20 protein-coding genes are annotated in these 23,514 nt (G+C 59.5%); 13 read left to right on the forward strand and 7 right to left on the reverse strand.

The window, feature by feature from the left end; translation table 11 throughout:
• Positions 1–71 precede the first annotated feature (71 nt).
• A complete protein-coding gene (locus GIW48_RS05360; protein WP_017138146.1) occupies positions 72–2,447 on the reverse strand; it encodes an efflux RND transporter permease subunit in 2,376 nt (791 codons plus the stop codon).
• Between the two features lie 15 nt (positions 2,448–2,462).
• Entirely contained in the window at positions 2,463–3,500 is a 1,038-nt protein-coding gene (locus GIW48_RS05365; protein WP_236461168.1) for a WD40/YVTN/BNR-like repeat-containing protein, read from the reverse strand.
• 300 nt (positions 3,501–3,800) lie between these two features.
• On the opposite strand from GIW48_RS05365, the gene GIW48_RS05370 reads away from it, so the two are divergent.
• Complete coding sequence (locus GIW48_RS05370; RefSeq protein WP_170039647.1) at positions 3,801–4,916, forward strand: Gfo/Idh/MocA family protein; 1,116 nt, start codon at positions 3,801–3,803, stop codon at positions 4,914–4,916.
• 35 nt (positions 4,917–4,951) lie between these two features.
• On the opposite strand, the gene GIW48_RS05375 is transcribed toward GIW48_RS05370, so the two are convergent.
• Positions 4,952–6,577 (reverse strand): methyl-accepting chemotaxis protein, encoded by a 1,626-nt coding sequence (locus GIW48_RS05375; RefSeq protein ID WP_170039649.1) that lies wholly within the window; start codon positions 6,575–6,577, stop codon positions 4,952–4,954.
• Between the two features lie 234 nt (positions 6,578–6,811).
• On the opposite strand from GIW48_RS05375, the gene GIW48_RS05380 reads away from it, so the two are divergent.
• Genes GIW48_RS05380 through GIW48_RS05390 form a run of 3 tightly spaced genes read left to right on the forward strand, consistent with a single transcriptional unit; the run spans position 6,812 to position 9,271 of the window.
• Complete coding sequence (locus GIW48_RS05380; RefSeq protein WP_170039651.1) at positions 6,812–8,239, forward strand: nucleobase:cation symporter-2 family protein; 1,428 nt, start codon at positions 6,812–6,814, stop codon at positions 8,237–8,239.
• Positions 8,240–8,252: 13 nt separating this feature from the next.
• On the forward strand, positions 8,253–8,714 hold the full coding sequence (locus tag GIW48_RS05385; RefSeq protein ID WP_017138141.1) for an LEA type 2 family protein: 462 nt from the start codon (positions 8,253–8,255) through the stop codon (positions 8,712–8,714).
• A 5-nt stretch (positions 8,715–8,719) separates the two neighbouring features.
• Positions 8,720–9,271 carry a GNAT family N-acetyltransferase gene (locus GIW48_RS05390; protein WP_236461151.1) on the forward strand — a complete coding sequence of 184 codons (552 nt, stop codon included), beginning with the start codon at positions 8,720–8,722 and terminating at the stop codon, positions 9,269–9,271.
• Between the two features lie 107 nt (positions 9,272–9,378).
• Here GIW48_RS05390 and GIW48_RS05395 read toward each other — a convergent pair whose 3' ends face one another.
• Positions 9,379–10,305 (reverse strand): carbon-nitrogen hydrolase family protein, encoded by a 927-nt coding sequence (locus tag GIW48_RS05395; protein ID WP_138453733.1) that lies wholly within the window; start codon positions 10,303–10,305, stop codon positions 9,379–9,381.
• Positions 10,306–10,386: 81 nt separating this feature from the next.
• Between GIW48_RS05395 and GIW48_RS05400 the strand changes: the two genes are divergently transcribed.
• Positions 10,387–11,295, forward strand: coding sequence for a LysR family transcriptional regulator (locus GIW48_RS05400; RefSeq protein ID WP_236461149.1), 909 nt, complete (start codon positions 10,387–10,389; stop codon positions 11,293–11,295).
• Here GIW48_RS05400 and GIW48_RS05405 read toward each other — a convergent pair.
• Positions 11,288–11,542, reverse strand: coding sequence for a hypothetical protein (locus GIW48_RS05405; RefSeq protein WP_003190904.1), 255 nt, complete (start codon positions 11,540–11,542; stop codon positions 11,288–11,290). The two genes, GIW48_RS05400 and GIW48_RS05405, sit on opposite strands and share 8 nt — an antisense overlap.
• A gap of 163 nt (positions 11,543–11,705) precedes the next feature.
• Between GIW48_RS05405 and GIW48_RS05410 the strand changes: the two genes are divergently transcribed.
• Complete coding sequence (locus GIW48_RS05410) at positions 11,706–12,026, forward strand: DUF883 family protein (protein ID WP_017138137.1); 321 nt, start codon at positions 11,706–11,708, stop codon at positions 12,024–12,026.
• 33 nt (positions 12,027–12,059) lie between these two features.
• Here GIW48_RS05410 and GIW48_RS05415 read toward each other — a convergent pair whose 3' ends face one another.
• Positions 12,060–13,097: an Ldh family oxidoreductase gene (locus GIW48_RS05415; RefSeq protein ID WP_017138136.1), complete on the reverse strand. Its 1,038-nt coding sequence runs from the start codon at positions 13,095–13,097 to the stop codon at positions 12,060–12,062.
• Between the two features lie 183 nt (positions 13,098–13,280).
• On the opposite strand from GIW48_RS05415, the gene GIW48_RS05420 reads away from it, so the two are divergent.
• Positions 13,281–18,425, forward strand: coding sequence for a dermonecrotic toxin domain-containing protein (locus tag GIW48_RS05420; RefSeq protein WP_236461147.1), 5,145 nt, complete (start codon positions 13,281–13,283; stop codon positions 18,423–18,425).
• A gap of 19 nt (positions 18,426–18,444) precedes the next feature.
• Here GIW48_RS05420 and GIW48_RS05425 read toward each other — a convergent pair whose 3' ends face one another.
• Positions 18,445–18,714, reverse strand: coding sequence for a PepSY domain-containing protein (locus GIW48_RS05425; protein ID WP_017138134.1), 270 nt, complete (start codon positions 18,712–18,714; stop codon positions 18,445–18,447).
• 152 nt (positions 18,715–18,866) lie between these two features.
• On the opposite strand from GIW48_RS05425, the gene GIW48_RS05430 reads away from it, so the two are divergent.
• From GIW48_RS05430 to GIW48_RS05455, 6 genes are all read left to right on the forward strand, one after another.
• Entirely contained in the window at positions 18,867–19,862 is a 996-nt protein-coding gene (locus GIW48_RS05430; protein WP_236461145.1) for a FecR family protein, read from the forward strand.
• 318 nt (positions 19,863–20,180) lie between these two features.
• The gene (locus GIW48_RS05435) at positions 20,181–20,639 is read left to right on the forward strand and encodes a hypothetical protein (RefSeq protein ID WP_170039661.1); all 459 of its coding nucleotides are present in this window, start codon (positions 20,181–20,183) and stop codon (positions 20,637–20,639) included.
• On the forward strand, positions 20,636–21,199 hold the full coding sequence (locus GIW48_RS05440; protein WP_017138130.1) for a hypothetical protein: 564 nt from the start codon (positions 20,636–20,638) through the stop codon (positions 21,197–21,199). The genes GIW48_RS05435 and GIW48_RS05440 overlap by 4 nt, the downstream gene beginning before the upstream one ends.
• Positions 21,200–21,266: 67 nt before the next feature.
• A complete protein-coding gene (locus GIW48_RS05445; protein WP_017138129.1) occupies positions 21,267–21,950 on the forward strand; it encodes a hypothetical protein in 684 nt (227 codons plus the stop codon).
• 62 nt (positions 21,951–22,012) lie between these two features.
• On the forward strand, positions 22,013–22,690 hold the full coding sequence (locus tag GIW48_RS05450; protein WP_017138128.1) for a C39 family peptidase: 678 nt from the start codon (positions 22,013–22,015) through the stop codon (positions 22,688–22,690).
• 37 nt (positions 22,691–22,727) lie between these two features.
• On the forward strand, positions 22,728–23,477 hold the full coding sequence (locus GIW48_RS05455) for a hypothetical protein (protein ID WP_099549305.1): 750 nt from the start codon (positions 22,728–22,730) through the stop codon (positions 23,475–23,477).
• The last annotated feature ends 37 nt before the right edge of the window (positions 23,478–23,514 follow it).

Consider the following 23,514-nt stretch of genomic DNA (forward strand, 5'->3'; position numbering starts at 1 on the left):
TAGGCACACAGTAAAACGCCCGACGGGTCAGGTCGGGCGTTTGTTTCCAAATTGCCTGTGGTCAAGCATGCTCAGTGCGCAAACAATGAATTGCCCTTCTGCCCCGCCAGCTTCTCGGGTTTGATCAGGAACCGCGCCAGTGCCGGCAACAGCCACAGCGCACCGAACATGTTCCACAGCAGCATGAAGGTCAGCATCAGGCCCATGTCGGCCTGGAACTTGATAGCCGAGAAGATCCAGGTGCACACACCGATGGCCAGGCACAGGCCGGTGAACAGCACGGCTTTACCGGTGGACTTGAGCGTCTGGTAGTAGGCCTCTTGCAACGGCAGGCCGGCGCGCAGGAAGCTTTCCAGGCGGCTGTAGATGTAAATGCCGTAGTCCACGCCAATCCCCACGCCCAGCGCCACCACCGGCAAGGTTGCGACCTTGACCCCGATGCCCATGAACGCCATCAGGGCATTGCCCAGCACTGAGGTCAGCACCAGCGGCAACACGATGCACAGGGTCGCCGCCCAGGAGCGGAAGGTGATCATGCACATGGTGGCCACGCACAGGTACACCAGAATCAGGATGGTCAGCTCCGACTCCTTGATCACCTCGTTAGTGGCAGCTTCGATCCCGGCGTTACCGGCGGCGAGGATAAATTCCAGGCCGTCCTTGTTGTTTTCCCTGGCGAAGTCCTGCACCGCATGCACGGCGCGGTCGAGGGTTTCGGCCTTGTGGTCGTTGAGGAACACCAGCACCGGCGCCAGTGAGCAATTGTTGTTGTACAGGCCGTCGGCGCGGGCAATGGAGTTGTTCAGTACGTCGGGGTTACGCGACAGGGTTTCCCATTTGAGGTTGCCCTCGTTCATGCCCTTGATCATCTGCTTGGACACGGTCACCAGCGAGATCGCCGACTGCACGCCCTCGGTGTTCTGCATCTTCCACATCAACTGGTCGATGGGCGCCATGGCTTCATAACGCGAGCAGCCTTCGGCCTTGGTCTTGACCATCACCACCAGCACATCGGAGCTGGTGGAGTAGTTACTGATGATGAAGTTGTTGTCTTTGTTGTAGCGCGAGTCCGGGCGCAGTTCCGGCGCGCCCTGGTCGAGGTCACCGATCTTGAGGTTCTGGCTGTACCAGAGGCCGCCGCCGAAGGCGACCAGCGCGAGCAGGATCGAGACTGGCGCAACTTTCGCGCTGGCGAACTTGGACAGCAGGCGCCAGAACGGGTGTTCGCGGTGCGCGTCCTTCTTGCTCTTGGCGATCGCGCGCTTGCTGATGCCGACATAGGAGATCGCCACCGGCAGCAGGATCAGGTTGGTGAACACAATCACCGCCACGCCGATGGACGCGCCGATGGCCAGTTCACGGATCACGCCGATGTCGATGATCAGCAGCGTGATAAAGCCCACGGCGTCGGCGAGGATCGCAATCATGCCGGGCAGGAACAGTTGCCGGAACGTGCGCCGTGCCGCGGTCAGGGCGTTATCTGCCTCGCTGGATTGCAGGGCGATGCCGTTGATCTTCTGCACGCCATGGGAAATACCGATGGCAAAGATCAGGAACGGCACCAGCATCGAATAGGGATCCAGGCCGAAGCCGAAAAAGTGCATCAGCCCCAATTGCCAGATCACCGCCACCAGCGTGGTACTCAACACCGCGACAGTACTGCGCAGGCAGTTGGTGAACCACAGCAACAGGATCAAGGTGATCACAAACGCGATGCCGAAGAACATCACCACCATTACCAGGCCGTCGATCAGGTCACCGACCTTCTTGGCGAAACCGACGATATGGATCTTGACGTTGGGGTTTTGCGCTTCGAACTTGTCGCGGATCTTGTCTTCGAGTTCATGGGAAAACTTGCGGTAGTCCAGGGCCAGCAACTTGCCTTGGTCCTGCGGGTCCGGGTAGGACTCCAGCAAAGGAATATCGACGATACTCGACTTGAAATCGTTGGCCACCAGACGCCCGACCTGGCCGGACTTGAGCACGTTGTTGCGCAGTTGGTCGAGGCTTTGCGGCGAGCCGTTGTAGCTTTGCGGGATTACTTCACCGCCGGCAAAACCCTCTTCGGTGACTTCGGTCCAGCGCACGCTGGGGCTCCACAGCGACTTGAGGCCCGAGCGGTCAACGCCGGAGATGTAGAACACCTCGTCGTTGATCTGCCTCAGCGTCTCCATGTACTCCTTCGAGAAGATGTCGCCATCCTTGGCCTCCACCGAGATGCGCACGGTGTTGCCCAGGTTCGCCAGGTCGTTACGGTGCTCCATCATCTTTTCGATGAAGGGGTGCTTGAGGGGGATCATCTTTTCAAAGCTGGTGGACGGGCGGATCAAGGTCGCCTGCCAGAACAGGAAAATACTCACCAGCAGGCAGATAACGATCACTGCCGGGCGGTTGTTGAAGATCAGGCGCTCAAGAAAGGTCGCTTTATCGTTGTGATGACTGCTCATTCTTTCCCCGCCTTCTTATTGTTTTTCGAGTTCAGCGCCGGTTGGCTTGGCAACACGAACGCCGCCCTGCCCCGCCAGAATCAAGTTGCCATTGCCCGCCGCCGTGACCGAGGAGAGCGAAATGCGGTCCGGGCGGTTGAATACGCTGAAGGTCTGGCCGTCGTCGTGGCTGATCACCACGCTGCCGCCGTTGCCGACCACCACGATGGCGCCGTCATCGAGCAACGTCGCCCCCGACAAGCCAAACTCCAGGGCACCACGCGCCGCATTCAACTCCACTGGCTCCCACGTGCTGCCAAAATCGGTGGAGCGGTAGAGATTGCCGCGCAGGCCATACGCCAACAGGGTCTGCGGCTGGGCGGTGCCGATCACTCCGAACAGCGAGCCCTCATAGGGGCCTTCGAGTTTTTCCCAGGTCTGGCCGTCGTCGCTGGAGCGGAACATGCTGCCCTGCTCGCCGACGATAAACAGCCCGGCACCCTTGATAGCGGCGATGGCATTGAGGTGGAACTGGTCTTCGTTGTCGAGGCGATCACTCACGTCGTCCCAGGTTTTGCCGCCGTCGGTGGTTTCGATCAGCGCACCGTAGGCGCCCACGGCCAGGCCATGCTCGGCATCCTTGAACCACACGTCGAGCAATGGCGCTTCGCGCTTGAGGTCCTGGTATTGCTGAGCCCAGGTGGCGCCACCGTCGGTGCTGGCCAGGATCTGCGCGTCATGGCCCACCGCCCAACCGTGTTTGTCGTCAACGAAATACACCGCCGTGAGCAGTTGCCGGGTCGGCACTTTGGCTTGGGTCCAGGTGTTGCCCTGGTCATCGGAATAAAGGATGTGCCCGCGATCGCCGACCGCCACCAGGCGCTTGCCGGCATGCACGACATCGATCATCAGGCCTTTGGCGGCCTTGGGAGACTCAATTGCAAATACCGGCTGTGCGTTGCTGGTGTCGCCGGCTGCCAGCGCGGGTGTCGACAACGCCCCAAGCAGCGAGAGCGCTGTGGCCAGCATCGCAACCCTGCGTGCGGCGCGCGGGCGGCAAACAGCCCAACCCATGACAGGCTCACTCATAGACCTTTCTCCCCATTTATTATTGTTAGGTGGTCTCGCCTTCCCGGGCTCTGAAACCTGCAATCTAGAGCGCCTGGAGGAAGCAGGGGCCATCCTATCGGGCTTTGGAATCGTCTGACAATCGGCGCTACGTTATCTTTTGTTAACTGACGGGTTTTGGCGCTGGCCTGAATATGCCTGCATTACCCAGGCTGATTAATGAATTTTTATTCTATCTATTGAATTATGGGAATTTTTATTCCATTAATAGCCTTCCTGACAACAATAATCCAAAGGAACACGGCGATGCGTGAACTCGGAATCGGCTTGATCGGCACAGGCTTTATGGGGCGCGCCCATGCGCTGGCGTTCAACAATGCCCGCGCGGTGTTCGAACTGCCGGTACACCTCAAGCTGGCGGCGCTGGCCGATGCCGACACCGAACGCGCCCAACGTTGCGCCACGGCCTGGGGCTTTGCCCAGGCCCACGGTGACTGGCAGGCGCTGGTCAACGACCCTAATGTCGATGTGGTGGCCATCACCACGCCCAATCACTTGCACTACCCCATGGCCATGGCGGCCATTGCGGCGGGCAAAGCGGTGTATTGCGAAAAACCCCTGGCGGTCAGCCTGGAACAGGCCGACGCGATGCGCCGTGCCGCAAGTGCTGCCGGCGTGGTCACCCGGGTCGGTTACAACTACCAGCACAACCCGATGATTGGCCTGGCCAGGCAGATGATTGTCGACGGCGAACTGGGCGAGATCATCAGCTTCCAGGGCGAGTTCAGCGAAGACTTCATGGCCGACCCGGCCTCGCCGTGGTCATGGCGCTGTGAAGTGGAACATGCCGGTGGCGCGCTGGCGGATCTGGGCAGCCATCTGCTGTCGATGGCGCGCTATCTGGTGGGCGATGTGGTGAGCGTGTGTGCCGACACACACACCGTGCATGCCCAGCGCCCTGCCGTCAAAGGCAGCAACGCGCTCAAACCCATTGCAGTGGATGACCAAGTGCATGCACTGCTGCGTTTCGCCAATGGCGCCCGTGGCACCGTGAGCAGCAGTTGGCTCAAGCAGGGCTACAAGAACCACCTGAGTTTTGAAATCAGCGGCACTCGCGGCACGTTGGCGTTCGATCAGGAACGCTTGAATGAGCTGCGCATATGCCGCGCCGGCCAGGACGGTTTCCAGCGTGTGCTCGCCGGGCCCGCCCTGCCCGGCTATGCCGCATTCAGCCCGGCTGCCGGGCATCAACTGGGTTACAACGAATTGAAGACCCTGGAAGTGCAGGAGCTGGTCATGGCGTTGGCGGGCCAAGGTGCAGCGGGCACTGACTTTGAAGCCGCCTGGGCGGTCGAGCGGCTGGCAACGGCGATTCGCCTGGCCGCCCGTGAGGAGCGCTGGGTCGACGTAGGTGAGGTCTGATCAAGGGGAGCGGCGTGCTCCCCCGTGTGCTCAATTCAGATAACGAACCGCGCGACCATCCCATTCAGATCCACCGCCAGGCGCGACAGTTCATGGCTGGCCGCGCTGGTCTGGTTGGCACCCGCCGCCGACTGAGTCGCCAAGTCGCGGATGTTGACGAGGTTGCGATCCACTTCACGGGACACTTGGGCCTGCTCTTCCGAGGCGCTGGCGATGACCAGGTTGCGCTCGTTGATCAAGCTGATCGACTGGGTGATCTGCTCCAGGGCCACACCGGCCGCGCGGGCCAGCTCCAGGGTGGTCTGGGTGCGTTGGTTGCTCTGTTGCATTGATTGCACGGCTTCACCGGTACCGCTCTGGATGCCGGCGACCATCTTTTCAATTTCCTGAGTCGATTGCGCCGTGCGGTGCGCCAAGGCGCGGACTTCGTCGGCCACCACCGCAAACCCACGCCCGGCTTCACCGGCGCGCGCGGCTTCAATCGCTGCGTTCAGCGCCAGCAGGTTGGTCTGTTCGGCAATCGCGCGGATCACGTCGAGCACCTTGCCGATATCACGGCCCTGGGTTGCCAGGCCTTCAATCATCAACGCAGTGTTTTGCACGTCCTGGGTCATGGTCTGGATTGCACCGACGGTTTCCACCACGCGGTCACGCCCTTCCCGCGCCGCCTGGTTGGACTGGCTGGAAGCTTCGGAGGTGGACACCGCATTGCGCGCCACTTCTTCGACGGCGGCGGTCATCTCGTTGACGGCCGTGGCGGCCTGGTCGATTTCGTTGTTTTGCTGTTGCAGGCCTTTGGAGGCTTCTTCGGTGACCGCACTGAGCTCTTCGGCGGCAGACGCCAGTTGCGTGGCCGAGCCGGCGATGTGCTGGATAGTCTGGCGCAGGTTGGTTTGCATCGCCGACAAGGCGCCCAGCAGGCGCGCAGGCTCGTCCTTGCCGGCATCTTCGATAACTTTGGTGAGGTTGCCACCGGCAATGGTTTCGGCCACTTCCAACGCTTTGCGCAGCGGCGTGACGATGCTGCGGGTCAGCAGCCAGGCGAGCAGTACCGTCATGAGCGCCGCCGCGACGGCCACAATGACGATGCCCGTCACCGCCTGCTGGTAGCTGCCTTCAGCTTCCCGGCCGGCCGTGTCGGCATCGGCACTGTTGATGGCGATCAGTTTGTTCAGTTGCTCGCCCATCAGGTCGGTGCCGTCCTTGATGCGCGTATTGATGAGGGTGCGCATGTCCTCGACTTTATTCTGCTGGGACAACGACATCATTTCAGCCTGGGCGGCCAGATAGCTGTCGAGCGTGGCGGTGAAAGACTTGTATAAAGCAGCCTCATCAGCACCCGCCGGCAAAACGGCATAGGCGCTCTGGGCCTGCTTGACCTTGTCGACCAGCACGGCCACGCGGGTTTTGGCCTCTTCGAGCGCGGCCGGCTCGCGGTTGATCAAGATGCGGAACGAGAGAATGCGCAAGCGCAGTACGTTCTCGGTCATGTTGCCGAGGAACTTCACGCTGGGTAACTGGTTGGTCCCCATATCCACTGAGGCCTGGCGGATCGTACCCATGCGGTTGACCGCAAACACGCCAAGAATCACAACGAGCAATGCAATGAACGCAAAACCGAGAAAAGCGCGAGGTGCAATATTCAGATTACGAAGGGACATAGCGGTGCTCTCAAGAAGTAGTGTTGGCGCGCATCCCTGCCGCGACACAATCCGTTAGCGGCAACGCGCGTCTCGGACCGTCAGGCGCCACTGTTTTAATTGGTGTGTGGGCCTATTCAGGCTATCGGCAGGCTTGAGAAATTAATCGGCACATTTCGAAATATTTTTTCACACTTCTGACAGCCGACACTTTCTGGCATCCTGCGCCTCCATTTTCTGACCCGAGCCTGCACTTTGTCTGACGCTCAAGCTCCCCGCCCCCGCTATAAATCCGACCTGATCTACGGCCTGGAAGACCGCCCGCACTTCACCGCGGCGATTTTTGCCGCGCTGCAACATGTGCTGGCCAGCTTCGTCGGCATCATTACGCCCACGCTGATCGTCGGCGGCGTACTCGGCCTGGAAAGCGAGGTGCCCTACCTGGTGAGCATGGCGCTGTTCGTGTCCGGGCTTGGCACCTTTGTGCAGGCGCGCACATTCGGCCCGGTGGGTTCCGGCCTGTTGTGCCTGCAAGGCACCAGTTTTTCGTTTATCAGCGTGATCCTCAGCGCCGGGTTCATGGTCAAGGCGCGCGGCGGTGGCACCGACGAGATTCTCTCGACGATTTTTGGCATCTGTTTTTTCGCCGCGTTTATCGAGGTGGTGCTCAGCCAGTTCATCGGCAAGCTGCGCAAGCTGATTACTCCAGTGGTCACCGGCACCATCATTACCTTGATGGGTTTGTCGCTGATCAAGGTAGCCGTCACCGACATGGCTGGCGGCTTTGGGGCAAGCGACCTGGGTGCAGCGGGCAACATGGGGCTGGCAGCTCTGGTGCTGTTGACCATCGTGGTCCTCAACCGCTTCAGCAACCCGTTCCTGCGCCTGGGCTCGATCGTGATCGGCTTGACCCTGGGTTTTGTCGTTGCCTGGATGATGGGCCGTGTGGATTTGGCCGCCCTGCCCCAGGTGCCGTTGATCAGCGTGCCGGTGCCGTTCAAGTACGGGTTCTCGTTCGATTGGGTGGCGTTTATCCCGGTGGCGGTGATCTTTTTGATTTCGCCGCTGGAGGCTGCCGGAGACCTGACCGCCAACTCGATGATTTCCCAGCAGCCGGTCAAAGGCCCGCTGTACATCAAGCGCATCAAGTCCGGCCTGCTGGCCGACGGCCTCAACTCGGCGATGGCAGCCACGTTCAACAGCCTGCCGATGGTGACCTTCGCCCAGAACAACGGCGTGATCCAGCTTACCGGCGTGGCCAGCCGCTATGTCGCGTACTTTATCGCCGCCCTGCTGGTGCTATTGGGGCTGTTCCCGATGATCGGCGCGGTGCTGCAACTGATGCCCAAACCGGTACTGGGTGGTGCCACGCTGATCATGTTCGGCACCGTGGCCGTGGCCGGGATCAAGATCCTCGCCGAAGCCGGGCTGCACCGGCGCAATGTGCTGATCGTGGCGATCTCCCTGGGGATGGGCCTGGGTGTGGCTGCCGTGCCGGAAGTGCTGCGCGACCTGCCCAAGGCGTTGCACAACATCTTTGAATCGCCGATCACGGTGGGCGCGTTCTGTGCAATCCTGCTGAACATTTTCTTGCCGGAGGAGTTCTTAGAGCTGGAAGAGGATGAATTTGATCCGGAGTCCTCTACCCTCAAGGTCATGCAGGATCCGGACGTCACGAAATAGGAGCACCTTTGTTATGCGCAAGCTCATGGTTCTATCGTTACTGCTGCTGACCTTGAGCGCCTGTGCGCTGTTCCCCAATCGCGACCCGGTCAATATCAGTGTGGTGGGTATCGAGCCGCTGCAAAGCCAGGACCTGGAAGTGCGTTTCGCCGTGAAGCTGCGGGTGCAGAACCCCAATGAAACGGCGATCGACTACAGTGGTGTGGCCCTGGACCTGGACGTGAATGGGCGCCCATTGGCGTCCGGCGTGAGCGATCAGGCCGGAAGCATCCCACGCTTTTCCGAGACAGTGCTGATGGTGCCGGTGAGCGTTTCGGCGTTTTCTGTGCTGCGTCAGACCTTGGGTCTCAGCCAGACCCAAAGCCTGAACAACCTGCCTTACACACTGCGCGGCAAACTCGCAGGTGGCCTGTTCGGTACCATGCGCTTTGTGGAACGCGGCACCCTGGACCTGCCCAACACTGCGACCTGGTAACGGCCATGCAACCGACGTTGTTTACTCAAAGACTGATCCTGCACCCATTGACCCTGGAGGATGCCGAGGACACCCAGGCGCAATTCGCGCACTGGGACGTGGTGCGTTACCTGTCTGCCGAGGTGCCCTGGCCGTACCCGGCGGACGGCGCTCGCCGCTACCTGGAACAGGTGGCCTTGCCGGGCATGGCCCGTGGCGACCAATGGCACTGGTCGATCCGCCTCAAACACGCGCCGCAACAGTTGATCGGCAATATCAACTTGACGGACGAGCAAGACGACAACCGAGGGTTCTGGCTGGGCCCGCAATGGCAAGGCCAGGGCCTTATGACTGAAGCCTGTGCGGCGGTGACGGAGTACTGGTTTGATGTGCTTAAACGCCCGCGAATGCGCGTGCCCAAGGCTGCGCCTAACCTGGCGTCGCGGCGGATTTCCGAGCGCACCGGGATGCGCCTGATCCGCACGCAGATGGGTGAGTTTGTAGAAGGTACGTTGCCACGCGACATTTGGGAGATTACCCGCGAAGAGTGGTTGGTATTCAGATCTTCCAAACGCTGAAGATCTGATGTGGGAGCTGGCTTGCCTGCGATGCAGGCACCTCGGTACATCAGGCACACCGAGTTGAGGCCATCGCAGGCAAGCCAGCTCCCACATTTTTACCGTGTTTAATCAGTCAGTGTGCGCACGCCCGGCTTGGCGCGTTCATCCACCACCAACTCGAATATGTCCGGCCGCGCGTAATGCCCCACCACATCGTAGTCATAGCGCGCCCGCACCAAATCATCGGTGTTGATCTGCGCGGTCAGCAACCCCTCTTCACCCACCAACGGCCCGGCCAGGATGTCACCCATCGGCCCGACAATCACACTACCACCGGCGATCAACGGACGCTCTGACGGCCAGTTGGCAACCTGCGTGCCCAGCGCCTCGGGCGAAGCCTGCACCTGGCAGGCACTCACCACAAAGCAGCGGCCTTCATGGGCGATGTGGCGCATGCTCACTTGCCACATTTCACGCTCATCGACCGTCGGCGCGCACCACACTTGCACGCCTTTGGCGTACATCGCCGTGCGCAGCAGCGGCATCATGTTTTCCCAGCACACCGCGCCGCCCAAACGCCCAACTTGCGCGTCGATCACCGGCAAGGTCGAGCCATCGCCCGTGCCCCATATCAGCCGCTCAGTGCCGGTGGGCATCAACTTGCGGTGCTTGGCCACCAGGCCGCCGGTGGGTTCGAAATACAGCACGGTGCAATACAGCGTGCTGCCACTGCGTTCGATCACGCCGAGTACCAGGCTGGCGCCGGTGCGTGCGGACAAGCCAGCCAGCGCCTCGGTCTCGGCGCCCGGCACATCGATGGCATTGGCAAAATAGCGTGCAAAGGCTTCGCGCCCCTCCGGCAAGCGGTAGCCCAACTGCGTGCCGAAGGTTTCGCCCTTCGGATAACCGCCGAGCAACGCTTCGGGCATCACCACCAATTGCGCGCCACTGCGCACAATCGCGTCCTCATAGGTAAGGATCTGCGCCAGGGTGTCAGCCTTGCCACCCGGCAAGGATCCGATCTGCAACGCCGCCACGGTAGAAATGGGCATCAGGTTCACTCCAGTTAAAGGGGTTGCCCATTCTCCGGCGAGGGGCAATCATGAATAAAGCCCCCATCAGTGCTAAATGATATGAGCCAAATAAATATCGCCCAGGTCGACTTGAACCTGCTGAAAACCTTCGAAGCCTTGCACGACGAGTCCAGCGCCAGCCGCGCAGCCTTGCGCCTGGGCGTCACGCAATCGGCGATCAGCGCCGGCCTGCGGCGGTTACGTGACGTGTACGGCGACCCACTGTTCGTGCGCACCGGGCGTGGGCTGGCGCCGACCTTGCGTGCCAATCAGTTGAAACCGGTGATCAGCGAGGCCCTGGACCGTTGTCGGCAGAGCCTGGCAATGATCAACCCGACCAACCCGAACTATCAGGGCCGCTCGGTGGTGCTGGGCTTGTCCGATGACTTCGAGATTGCCCATGGCCGGCGGCTGATGGCAGAAATTGCCCGGCGCGCGCCGAATCTGCGGGTGATTTTCCGCCAGACCCACAGCCAAATCGTGGCAGGCGCCCTGCTCGAGCGCAGCCTTGACCTGGCGATCACCGCAGGCGGCTTTGCCGAGCGCAGGTTGAGCCGGCACGTGCTGGGCGAAGGCGATTACCGCTGCCTGGTCGACCCACACAGCCTGGCGCCGGGCCAAGACGGCATCAGCCTGGAGGAATTCGTGGCACGCGAACATGTACTGGTGTCGTCGGGCGGGTTTATCGGGATTACCGATGAAGGGTTGGCGGCTAAAGGGTTGAGCCGCCAGGTGTGTGCGTCCACCAGTCACTTTGCCGGGCTGCCGTTTTTGCTCAAGGGCAGCGCGGCGGTGGCGACGATTCCCGGGCATGCTGCCGAAGCGATTGCGCAGATGACCAGCTTGCGCGTACTGACCTGCCCACTGGCGTTACCACGCTACCCGGTAGAGCTGGGCTGGCGTACCCAGGCGCAGTTGGATCCGCTGTTACTCAAAGTGCGTGAAGCGATTGTGGCCAGCTTTACTTAGCGGCGGCCATCAGCTTGTTGACTTCGCTGCGCACCATGTTGGAAAACTCCGGCGGCGACATGCCGTCAAGCTCGGCACGGACCCATTCGGCCCACTTGCCCTTACGCTTGGCACGCTCGCCGAACAAACGCGCAGCTTCGCCCTTGGCCTTACCCAGGTTGGTTTGCCACAGATCGTAAAGGCGTGACTTTTCATCTTCCAGTTCGGCGCGTTCGGCAAGGGTTTTGTTGGCCAGATTGAAGCTCATGTTGAATTACCTGCTGCACAAATAGGTGACATCTTACACTGTAGGTCGAAATATCCTGATCCGGATTTTGCCCGTAAGCCACTCACGGCAAAAAAACTGCAACTTTTAGCCAAGCCCGACACTCCATTGTTCACTGCCACATTCACTCGCAAGGAGTCACACAATGGCCCGCAAAACTGCCGCCCAAGCTGTCGAAGATCAAATCAAGGATCAAGCTTTCAGTGAACTGACGGCCTTGATCGAAGAGTCGGACAAGCTGCTCAAAAGCAGCGCTTCGCTGGTAGGCGAAGAAGGTGAAACGCTGCGTGAGCAGGTCGCTATCAAGCTCAAGCAAGCACTGGACTCGGTGTCCAACGTGCGTGAACGCAGCAAGCCGGTGGTGGACGCCACCGAAAACTATATCGGTGGCCATCCATGGCAGACCGTGGCCATTTCCGCAGGCTTTGGCCTGGTGGTCGGCCTTTTGTTGGGTCGTCGCGGCTAAACCACAGGGGCTGCGCTGATAGCGCAGCCCCTTTTATCCTTCTGCCAGTGCCTGCAACTGCTTGAGCTCCTGCGCATCAATCTCGATGCCTGTTTCCTGCGACTTCGCCCGTGCGCGATGACGTCGATCCCCCGGCAACCGCCGCAACCCCGCCGCATGCATCTGTCGCACCAGTTCCTGGCTGCGCTCGGCAAAGCCTTGCCCGGCGGTTTTGCCAGGGTCAATCACGATCAGCAATTGGCCGGTCCATGGTGTGCGCGCGCCGGGATGATCGGCCCAATCGAATTCGAACGAAAAATTGCCGCCCGTCAGCGCCGCCGCCAGCAACTCGACCATCATCGACAGCGCTGAACCCTTGTGCCCGCCAAACGGTAACAGCGCGCCGCCTTCAAGAATGGCTTTGGGATCTTGGGTCGGTTGGCCCAAGCTGTCCACGCCCATGCCCGGCGGCAAACGCTCGCCCTTGCGTGCTGCGATCTGCACGTCACCATGGGCAATGGCACTGGTGGCCAGGTCAAACACGATGGGTGGCCCATCGGCGCGCGGCGCGGCAAAAGCAATAGGGTTGGTGCCGAACAGCGGTCGATCCGCGCCATGGGGCACCACGCAGGTCATGCTGTTGACCACGCTGAGCGCTACCAGACCTTCTTCGGCAAAAGGTTCGACATCGGGCCATAAAGCCGCAAAGTGATGGGAGTTTCGAATCGCCAGCAGCGCGATCCCGGCGCTGCGCGCCTTGCGCACTAACAGCGAGCGCGCGGCCTCCAGTGCTGGTTGGGCAAAGCCGTTATCGGCATCCACACGCACAAAGCCTGAGGCCACATCCTCAACCACGGGCACCGCCTTGCCATTGACCCAGCCGCTGTTGAGCGTCGACACATACCCTGGAATGCGAAACACGCCGTGGCTATGCGCGCCGTCACGTTCAGCGCTGGCGCAATTGTGCGCAAGGATCGCCGCCACTTGCGGTGACGTACCGTGCCGCACAAAAACCTGTTGTAGCAGGGCCACTAACTCGGTGAAGCCGATTGCGGTTGAAGCCTTGGCAACTGTCGGAGACTGCGCAGACATTTGAAGCTCCGTTTTTATGATGGCGTTTTTATGATTAGGAGAGGCAACGAATGGACATTCAAGTGTTCGATTAAACACCACGCACTGTGCCTGCTGTCAACTTGCGACGGGCCTCAATAGTTACCCCCGCCCTCCGGTCACGCCTCCCTAGCCTGTCACTCCCCTACTCAACGGAGCAAGCCCATGACCGGCGTAACCCCCGCATATTTTTTTGACGAATTCCTGCTGCCGATTAAAAGAAACGCGCCGACCGACCGTGAGCGCGCGCTGGGGCTGACCGTCAAAGACCTCGATTGGCTGCACACGGTGTACCAAGCCAGCGATGCCGCACGTAACGACCCCGAACGGCAAACCTACCCCATGCGCGTCGAAAGACTGCTGATCAATGTATCGGGCCAGCCGCCTTTTCCACTTGCCGGCGCCTTTCTGATGAGCCCTGCCCCGGACGACGGCAAAGCACTGCTTTACACGCCTTATGGTGGTATTCAGGTGTTTGACGACCACGCCAGCCTGCTGGTCGACGTCGCCGAGCAACTGGCGGATGCGGTGCAGCGTGTCCAATTGTTGAGCTTTCTGTCGATTGCACAGCGCAACGCCTTGCCCGCCAGTACGCCGATAACGCTGACCGCCACCCTTGTCGAAGGCGCCGTCATGCAAGACCAGGAGCAAGCCCTGGAGGCCTGCCAGCAAGACAACGTGCGCGTCGTACTGGAGCAACTGCAGACGACGCCCACGCTGTACGGCATGCTCGACACGCTGCTCAGCATCATGGCGCGCTCGTACTTCCCCAACCTGGATCAACGCGATACACGGGTCGATTTTTTTATCCAGGACCCGGCAGGCGGTCAGCGACGCTGGGTCAATTCCCTGCCATTGAGCGAAGCGTTCCTGCAGTTTTATGTGAGACATGCCTGGCCCCAGGAGCAGATCCGTGAATATTTCAACCCGAAACACGTCACCAGCGCCTTCACCCCGGTAGAACGCGAACAAGATCAGCAGTACTGGGAAACCCTGATCAAAGAAACATCCGGCAGCTTGTCAAAACTGCTGGACAGCCTGCTGAAGACTTATTGGAACGAGGACATCGGCAACGAAACCTCACGCCTGAAACTCTTCACCCAGGTCATGGCGGATAAATTTCGCCTGGATGTCTTGCTCAAGCGTCAGGCGCAAATTCTCAACGCCGACGAAAGCCACACCCTTCAGGCATTGTTTCTACCAGACCAAGGCGCCCGCAACGCTCACGCCAACGAACTAAGCGTGGAAAAAGTACGCCTGCATGCGCCCTACCAGCACTATGTGGAACTGGCCAGCACGCTATTGATCAGCGAGAGCCACGCCTACCTGTACACGCAGTCGCGTGGGGTACAAGTACTCAAAGACATGGAAGATCTCAAAGACACGCTATTGAGCATGCTCAAGGCCGCTGGCCACGAAGATGAACTGCTCAATTTCCTGTCGCTGGATGAGCGCGACACCTTTATTGGCCTGGATCAGATTAACATCGCCGCCCACCCCATTGCGGGTGACGTTTTTGCCGGCATGGTCGAAGACATTGCGGGCAAGCAGCTCAGTAATATGAACCACGCACTGGACCTTTACCGACGCAGTGATGGCCAGATAAATCTGGATGCGCTGCTCGATTGCGCACTGGACATACGCACGATGCTGGACAGCCGCCTCGCAACGCTGGAAACCGCAGGGCGCTGGACGGCGCACCCGGTCACCAGCGGCAACGACCGGCCATCCACCGTGCGGGCAGAGCACGCCAAGGTGCAGCTACGGCGCCTCAGTGCCACTGAAGATGCACTGACCACAGAGCGCAAACAACAGCCGACATTACGCTCAATGGTCACCCTCGCCCTGAATGCAGAAATGCAATCACAACGCCTGGCGCTCAAGGCCGACGAGGTCTATATCAACACTTATCCCACCCGTGCCCAAGAGCGCGAGGAGCGTCCTTCGTTGACGTCGGTGAGCATGGTTGACCACTTCATTGAACGCCTGAGCGATGAAGCCTCGCGCGTTCCCAACAGTGTCACAACCGGGTTTTACAGCAAGCTCGAGCCGCATCTGGCGCAGAAGTTACCCAGCATGACCCTGAGTACTTTCAACATGATCAATGATCAAGTCTTGAAGGTGTTTGCCAACCACGAGATGCGCCAGCTTCCATTGCTGTTCCTCAGCAACATGAGCAAAAAACAGGCGCACTCGATGCTGCTTGGGTTGCGCAGTGAAGCCGAACTGAGACTGTTGGGCAAAACACTGCCGCCCAACAGCCAGGCAGTGATTGACACCGTCCTACGCACCGACAGCCTTGCACGCTTGACCCGCCACGGCCTGAACGGCTTTCTTCCGGACGCCTACACCTTGACACTGAACATTGGCACATCCGACACCGCCCATGCGCTTGCCAACCTGTTTGTGCTGACTGAACGCGGAGGCATCGACCCGCAGCGTTCGGGCCAGGCGGTGCTCTGGACGCCTCGGCGCGGGTATGAGGTATTCACCTCGGTGCAAGCCTTGCGCGAGGAGATGAGTCAGCGCCTGGAGCACCCGATCAAGCGCTTGCCCCTGTTGGAAAACCTGGCTATTTCCTTGCGTGCGCCGCATCAGGCATATGGTCTGGGGCCACTGCAACGCATTGACGACAACTTGCTGGATAATCGTCTGAAAACCTACAGCGATTTCGTCATGGACGGTATCGACCAATTGCTTGCGAGCAAATGGGCCGCTCGCGCCTTGCAAAACCACATTGAAACGGCCTTGGAACACGCCGCGCCGACCAACCTTGCACGGGCCAGGGCGGTGGCGAGTGCAATGACCCATCAACAGGCTCTGCCCGTCTGGCTGGGTTTGGCACCCCCTCAGGATCAGCTTCATCAAGCCGAGCTGCTTGAGCAGTATCACAACAGTGCTCCTGACGAAAAAGACTACCTCAATGGCATCACCGCTATCGGCAAGCATGCGCACACGGCACTTCTGGCGTTGCTCAAGGCACGCTATCCCGGCCAGCCACTGAACCCCGATGACGTGATGATCCCGTTGCATCAGGCGCTCGACGTGAATGTCTGCAGCCTGACCGACTTTGCTTTGCGGCATTGGCCCGACCTGGACGCCGAAAACATCCGCCCACGCTCACGCAACGCGACGGCCTTGCCGGCCACATTGGATGCCAGTGCCGTGGTGCAAATGGTGCGCCAACTGGACCTGAACAGCGCTTACCAGAAGTTGTTGCAAAGCCACCTGGACGCTAACACGGATGAAGGCCGTAAACGCCGAGGCCTGTATTGCCGACAGTTACCCTGGCAAACCCTGCAATACGCCCATGAGCAAAGGCTGCAGGAGCGGCTGACGGCGCAGGCACTGAGCCATGTTCAGCAGGTATTCGACATGCCCGACGCACTGGCGCGGGCTGCGCTCGACGGGGCAACGGCAATGTTCAGACCCTTGGAGTTGATTGCCACCGAAGGTGCTTCCCTGGCCAAGGTGTTGGGGATGTACTTGATTGGTCCCACAACCCGCAGCGCTGGGCCGCTGGTGCTGTACGCGCCCTACAGCGAAAACCATACACTCAAGGAGTATGCGAACGAGCAAGCGCTGCTGGATGAATTGACCAAGCCTGGAGAGCTTCAGGACTGGGTGGTGCTGCACCTGGAGGCGACGCATCAGGCAACCTACCGCAATTTGCTGCAAAACAACCGTCATCGCCCCCTCGATATCCGCCTGGCCTCGACCGTCGTCACCGGCAATGCCCTTCACTACCTGTTCGACGACAACACGCAGATATTGCTCAAAATGCTCGCCTGCCAATTCGAGAAAGGCGCGAAATCGCTCTGGGACAGGGTCATCTACCTGCTGCGCGAGGGCATCCCCGCAGCCGCTCAGTTCATGGCAGGAAAACTCGCGTATCCGCTGGCGGTGTGGCGAAGCTACAAAATGTTCAAACGTTCAGCCGATGCATTGCAGTTGCATCAGTGGAAGGCCGGCCTGAAGGATTTCATCATCGGCGTGGCTCATTTGGCCGCCCTGCACAATGAGCTTGAGGGCACCGAAGCCCCGCCGCCTACCGAAACGGAAGTATCACAAGCCAACCTGTCAGACGAAACCCTGCCCGCGGCCACCCACCTGACGACCCTGGATATCACCGCACCCGCGCGTACCGGGTTGCAGCCTTTCGAAGCTCACGATGTCGCATTGAAGGACCTGGAACAGAGTGCTTCCAGCCATGTGTACATGGACAAGGCGAGCTTGAAAGACTATGTGCCACTGGCAGGCAAGGTGTACGCGGTGAAGAAAACCGCCGAGCGCTGGCGCCTGTCCAAGGATAAGCATGTGGGCGCGTATGTGGGCCGTAATTCACAAGGTAAATGGGTGCTGGACCTCAGCCTGCATAACCCGCGATATGGCAAAGTCATGTCGCGCATGCACACGCGGGCCGGCGAACGGGCAGCGATCAATATCGAGGCGACGGGCATGCGCGAAATTGCCGCACTCTCGAGTTGGAAAGCCCAAGTCATCACAGAAGGGTTAAACGTTGCGATCTATTACACCGTCAATTGCAAACGCAACATCGTTCAGTTTGCAAAACAGCGTGCGCCCGATAGCCGGGCAGGCCGCTTTTTAGGTGAATTATTCGGTGTCGTCAGCCTGACACCTGACCAGTTGAGCAGAGTCGAGAAAATAGTCGACATGATATTGGATGAATTGAGCGATCCGACCCTGACCAGCGCCGACTCCAAGCGTTTTGTCAGTGGGACCAGCCGTGTCAGTGCAGCGCACCAATACGCGTTTGTCATTCCTGAAGACAGGGAGCGCAAGCTGTACCTGCTCAATCGGTTCTTTGATCCAGGTATGGACAGTTACCAGAACCGTTTGAATTCACCTTTCGACCTCTGCGCCCACGCCAGGGCGAGTACCCTGATTCACGAACTGACGCACTTGAAGCTCGAGACTGAAGACATCGCCTATCTTGACTCGATGCGGCCGTTCACCGACTTGATCAACGCGGCCAAACCGGGCGCCCAGATACTCAAAACAACCCTGGAGGACCTGCAAAGAACCGCGCTCTCCACCATGACGCCCGCGACGATGCTGTTCAAGACCTGGGATGATTACTCGGCGCAATGGGAAGACTATGGGCCTGACACTGCAACGGGTCACGTTAGACAAAAAGTCCTGAACACCACCGGCACCAAGGACCTCATGGATGCCCGCGACGTCTTCATGAGTAACGCCGACAAACGCATTGACACGATTTTGGCCAATGCCGACTCAGTGACTTACTTGATTACGCACTTGGGTCGTGTTTTGGATCCGGGGGCTTGAGCAGCCCCCGCCAGTCGCGTCAGTCTTTCTGATCGCGCAGAACGTTGCCGGAGGCGCCATCGATACGCGCTTCATACACGATGCCATCGGACTTGCGCCCTTTGACTTCCCAGTAACCGTTGTCATCGGCTTCGGCTTTGTAGACCTCGACATAGCCGGCCTTGGTCTTGGCGGTTTCAATGGCTTTTTCGATGGTGATCCAGCCCGCGCCCGGCTTATCGGCCAGGGCGGCGCCGGCGCTGAGCAGTGCGGTGGTTGCACACAGGGCGACTAAGGTTTTCTTCAGCATATTCGTTCTCCATTGTGGGAATGACGGACTCGTGTCCTGTGTTTTCTGATGTTTCCAAACGAGAATAAGTTCCAATTGATGTGCAATCGCCATGACGGCTGTTCTCGCCATCCGCCTTGGGAGGTTAGAATGTGGGAAATCAGGACGGTTTAATGACTCAACAGCCCCTTTCAGAAGACGACTATGACGCGATCACCGATGCCGCCGCGCATTGGTGCATGCGCCTGCATGCCAGTGATTGCTCGGCGGGCGAGCGTCGGGCTTTTGAACAATGGCACGACGCCCATCCGCTGCATGCCTTTGAGTATGCGGCCATGCTGGAAATCTGGGACGTGGCTGACCACCTGCCACGCAGCGAACCTGCTGCGGTTGTGCTGCCGTTAAAACCGCGCAGCCGCTTGCGCACTTACGCGGTGGCCGCCGCGATATGCCTCGCCGCCCTGCCGCTGGCCGCCTTTACCGGCTGGGAAGCGGGCTGGTTGCCCAGTTCCTATGAGCATTTCGAAGCCGACACGGGCTTGCGCAAAGTCACCCTCGGCGACGGCAGCCAGGTTGAATTGAACCTGGGCACCGAACTGGTCTACAGCCATTACAAGGATGAACGCCGCGTGACCTTGAACAAGGGCGAAGCGTTTTTCAAAGTCACCCATGACCGCCTTCACCCGTTTATCGTCAAGGCGGGCGAAGGCCAGGTTCGGGTGACCGGCACTCAGTTCAACGTCTGGAAATATGAAGACCAGGTGCGGGTGATGTTGCTTGAAGGCTCGGTGCAGATTTCCAGTGACAAGCAGCACGCCAGCGTGCCCCTTACCCCAGGCATGCAGGCCACTTACAACCTGGGCGATGCCACCCCGCAAATCGCTGCGATTAACCCCAATGATTCGACCCTGGCCTGGCGCCAGGGCAAACTGGTACTCGACAACCTGGCCCTGACGGACGCGTTGCCGCTGATCAACCGCTACCTGAACAAACCGGTGATGCTGGCAGATGCCAGTACCGGGGCGATTCGCATCGGCGGCATCTACAACATCAACGAGGTCAACAACCTCGTGCCTTCCCTGCCCAAGGTACTGCCGGTCTACCTGACCCAGAACCAGGACGGCAACACGGTCCTCAATTCCATACCGCGTAAAGCCCCCAAGGGCTGAGTCTGCCAGCCGGCAACGGCGAGTTTGCTCGCGCCCAAGTGTCCATTTTTGAAACACCTCCCTCGCTTGAATCGCCCGCCCGGTGCGCATTCATGGCTTTGTCACGCGCAGTGTTACATCGCTGAGACACCCTTGAGGCGGGGCCGGGCATGCCCCTTGACGGCGACACTGTTTCAACCCTGAAACAGCACCGCCATCACTTTGCCTCGTTTTATCTCCAACCCTCTGAATATAAACAATAAATAAAAAGCGGCACGCGTTCTGCTCTGTTCCTGATAACGCTGTTTAGGGTCAGCGTGAAGAACAAGGAACACTGCCATGGACACACACAATAAGGGCTCACTGAGCCTCCTGCTGATCAGCTGTGCACTGAGTGCCAGCGTGAGCGTTCCAGTGCTTGCGGCCGGTGATGGTGTGATCGTGGTTGAACGCCAGGTTCAACCTTATGCAATCGGTCGCTCACGCGGCCAAGACCCCTACCCCAATACCGTGAATGCCAACCCATCGGCCCAAGTCAATCGCGCCATGAACCATGAGCTGAGCGATAACGACATTGCCGGTATCAGCAGCGGTTCCAGCATTACGCGCAGCATCATGCCAAACGGTGACATTACCGGTTTGAACTCGCTCGGTGGCGCCAACAACCTCGGCGCAGCGGGAGCAGCCGCCCACGGCAGTAGCGGCAGCGGTATTGCAGGCACGGTCAACGGTGCGATATCCAGCGGGCTCGCCCCTCTGAACAACATCAGCGGCATGGTGGGGGGAGCAATGAAATGAACCACTCCTGGATGCTTCTAGCAGCGCTCGGTTGCACAGCGGCGATGGCCGACAGCAATAACAACGCAACCATTGATAACTCGGGCCAGCAGTACAACGGTGTGGTGACGATCAACCAGGCCGCGGGTGACCAGCAACAACTGAGCAACAACGTCGCTATTGCGGTGGGCCACAATGCCCGGGCGAACATCGCCGTCACGCAAAAAATCAGCGGCGCGCCCACCGACCGCTCCCTGAACGCCAATGCTGCGATCCAGGGCAACTCCTTCAGTAATGGCAACGGTGCACTGAGTGTCAACCAGTCCGCCGGGGCCCAGAACCAGATGATCAATGCCGTGCGCATCAGCGTGAGTGCTGGCCCGCAAAGCATCGACGACAGCGTCATGTCGCAACAAAACGTTGCGCTTGCAACCGACTCAGGGTTGACCCCTACCACTGGCAGCCGCCAGGTCGTTACCAGCGACCAGGCCTTCACCGGCAGCCGTGGAGTGGTTCAGGTCAACCAGAGCGCCGGGGTGGGGAACCGAGTGGCTAACACCCTGAACTTACGACTCAACTGATGGAGCTGAGTCCATAGCTAGACCGTACCAACACTTAACCAACTAATTAGAAGCAAGGAGATACACCATGAAAACTTCAATGGCTCTTAAACCACTGGCTTTTGCTCTCGCTGCGCTCATGGCTGTTGCTGCTCAAGCGGGCGGTTATCACGCGCCTACCACGGCTGCTGCGACCACACAGGACGGTCAGAGCAACCATGGCAACGTGGTACTTAATGACAAAACCAAAAACAACGCCTCGGCCAATGATTCCTACAACAACATCAGTGGCGTGGCCAACGGCAACGTGCTGAGCGGCGACAACAACCAAGGCAAAAACGACGTTGCCATCGTTTCCGGGGATGCGGATTTCGTATTCGCCGCCACCGGTACCGCTCAATCGAACACCGGTAACTTTGTGGCCAACAGCGGCACTAGAAACAACGCTTCCCTTAACGACAGCGGCAACCACGCTTCAGGCGTGATTCAGTTGAACGCCGCATCGGGCACCTCCAACCAAGGCAGCAACAGCGTTGCAATTGCCTCGGGTAATGGCGACAGCGGTGCTGCAGCCGTCACTGGCGTGCAGGATGTGTCGGGCAACCTGACCCTCAACCTGGCCAGCGGCCACGGCTGGGGCAGCACCAAACCGGTGGTCAACAACGCCAGCGTGAACAACTCGATGAACTACAGCTCTGGGGTGTCGAACTCCAACGTTCTGTCGGGCAGCAACAACCAAGGTCAGAACAACGTAGCAATCACTCGCTTCTGATTCAGATCGGGCCTTGGCAACAAGGCCCTTTTTATTTCCAGTGTCCAGCAGGTCATACGATCATGCGCCTCACAGCTGCCCTCCTCTTGTTCGCACTCACCGGCCCGACCTGGGCGGCGCAAATGGCCGTTGTCATGCCAAACGGCGCGGTGGTGTACAAGAAGGTCGAAAGCATCCGCGAGCGCAAATTCGCCAACCTGGTGGAACAAAAAACCGATTTCAGCTGCGGCGCCGCCGCGCTGGCAACCATCCTGCGCCAAGCCTATTGGATGGACGTGGATGAAGACCACGTGATCAAGGGCATGCTGGTCAATGCCGACCAGAACCTGGTGCGCACCCAAGGCTTCTCGATGCTCGACATGAAGCGCTACCTGGAAAGCATCCACATGCGCGCCAAGGGCTACCGGATTACGCCTGAGGTACTCGTCACCGTGAAAGTGCCGGTGGTGGTGTTGCTGGACATTCGTGGCTACAAGCACTTTGTCGTGCTGCAACGGGCCGACAAAGACTGGGTGTATATCGGCGACCCCGTGCTGGGCAACAAGCGCTATGCCAAGAACGATTTCGTCAAGGGCTGGAACGGCATCGTGTTCGCGGTGATCGGTGAGGGTTACGACAAGGCCAACGCCTTGCTCACACCCCGTGCGCCGCTGACGGCCAAGAACCAGTTCAACGAGTTCAGCCCGGTACGCGACAGTGAATTGATGGACTTCGGTTTTATCCAGAGCGACTTCTTCTAGAAGCGCAATAAGGAGCAGGACGCTCCAGGAGCAAACGATGAACACTCGACGCTGGCTGACGGTCATGTGCCTGGCAGCCGCAGCACCTGCCTATGCTTCTTCGGCATTTAAGCCGATCGAGCTCAAGGACGCGGAAATGGCCGAGTTGCGCGGGCGCTATGTGATGCCCGGGCGGATTATCAGCTTTGGCATTGTGATGAGCAGCACCTGGACCAATGCCGCCGGCGCGACCGTGACCGGCACCGCCGACATGCAAGTCAACGCTTCCACCGTCACCCCGCAATTCTACGTGCAAATCACCGGTAACGACGGCACCGGCGTGATCAAACAGCCTGACGGCAAGGGCACCGTCGTCGGCGGCGCCGGCCTCGGCACCGGCCAGGGTGTCACGCAAAGCGTGCGCGCAGCGGGCGATGGCAACACGGCCAACAACGGCGTGGATATCAACGTGACGAAAAACGGCCTGGCGCCCGCCAACTACGTGCAGTCGGGTCAGGCATTGATTGCCGGCCAGCCGATCACCGGAGGCACAGCCGCCGGCCAAGTGACGGTCACGGCTAAAAACGGTGGCCTGCAAATGGCGCTCCAGGCCAATAACAATCAGGGCAATGTGGTGCAGCAAATCGGTGCCGGTAATGTGCTGCAAGGCACGGTTATTCAGGGCAACAGCAACTTCGTGAACAATATGACCCAACTTAATGTGGTCATGGGCAACAACGGTTTGAACAACATCACGCAGAACCTGAACCTGGATCAACTCAAAGGCCTACGCCCCTCCGGTTATTGAACTACGCTGAGCCTCGACACTTACGCATTAGAAAGGG

Origin of the sequence: Pseudomonas sp. PA-6-3C (genome assembly GCF_021605825.1) — a bacterium.
Classification (GTDB): domain Bacteria; phylum Pseudomonadota; class Gammaproteobacteria; order Pseudomonadales; family Pseudomonadaceae; genus Aquipseudomonas; species Aquipseudomonas edaphica.

Coding starts and splice junctions, on each gene's coding strand:
- GIW48_RS05400 (WP_236461149.1), top strand. CDS start 10,387: ATGAGCCAAATAAATATCGCCCAGGTCGACTTGAACCTGCTGAAAACC.
- GIW48_RS05360 (WP_017138146.1), bottom strand. CDS start 2,447: ATGAGCAGTCATCACAACGATAAAGCGACCTTTCTTGAGCGCCTGATC.
- GIW48_RS05370 (WP_170039647.1), top strand. CDS start 3,801: ATGCGTGAACTCGGAATCGGCTTGATCGGCACAGGCTTTATGGGGCGC.
- GIW48_RS05435 (WP_170039661.1), top strand. CDS start 20,181: ATGGACACACACAATAAGGGCTCACTGAGCCTCCTGCTGATCAGCTGT.
- GIW48_RS05445 (WP_017138129.1), top strand. CDS start 21,267: ATGAAAACTTCAATGGCTCTTAAACCACTGGCTTTTGCTCTCGCTGCG.
- GIW48_RS05420 (WP_236461147.1), top strand. CDS start 13,281: ATGACCGGCGTAACCCCCGCATATTTTTTTGACGAATTCCTGCTGCCG.
- GIW48_RS05455 (WP_099549305.1), top strand. CDS start 22,728: ATGAACACTCGACGCTGGCTGACGGTCATGTGCCTGGCAGCCGCAGCA.
- GIW48_RS05365 (WP_236461168.1), bottom strand. CDS start 3,500: ATGGGTTGGGCTGTTTGCCGCCCGCGCGCCGCACGCAGGGTTGCGATG.
- GIW48_RS05385 (WP_017138141.1), top strand. CDS start 8,253: ATGCGCAAGCTCATGGTTCTATCGTTACTGCTGCTGACCTTGAGCGCC.
- GIW48_RS05415 (WP_017138136.1), bottom strand. CDS start 13,097: ATGTCTGCGCAGTCTCCGACAGTTGCCAAGGCTTCAACCGCAATCGGC.
- GIW48_RS05450 (WP_017138128.1), top strand. CDS start 22,013: ATGCGCCTCACAGCTGCCCTCCTCTTGTTCGCACTCACCGGCCCGACC.
- GIW48_RS05425 (WP_017138134.1), bottom strand. CDS start 18,714: ATGCTGAAGAAAACCTTAGTCGCCCTGTGTGCAACCACCGCACTGCTC.
- GIW48_RS05405 (WP_003190904.1), bottom strand. CDS start 11,542: ATGAGCTTCAATCTGGCCAACAAAACCCTTGCCGAACGCGCCGAACTG.
- GIW48_RS05440 (WP_017138130.1), top strand. CDS start 20,636: ATGAACCACTCCTGGATGCTTCTAGCAGCGCTCGGTTGCACAGCGGCG.
- GIW48_RS05375 (WP_170039649.1), bottom strand. CDS start 6,577: ATGTCCCTTCGTAATCTGAATATTGCACCTCGCGCTTTTCTCGGTTTT.
- GIW48_RS05395 (WP_138453733.1), bottom strand. CDS start 10,305: ATGCCCATTTCTACCGTGGCGGCGTTGCAGATCGGATCCTTGCCGGGT.
- GIW48_RS05390 (WP_236461151.1), top strand. CDS start 8,720: ATGCAACCGACGTTGTTTACTCAAAGACTGATCCTGCACCCATTGACC.
- GIW48_RS05410 (WP_017138137.1), top strand. CDS start 11,706: ATGGCCCGCAAAACTGCCGCCCAAGCTGTCGAAGATCAAATCAAGGAT.
- GIW48_RS05430 (WP_236461145.1), top strand. CDS start 18,867: ATGACTCAACAGCCCCTTTCAGAAGACGACTATGACGCGATCACCGAT.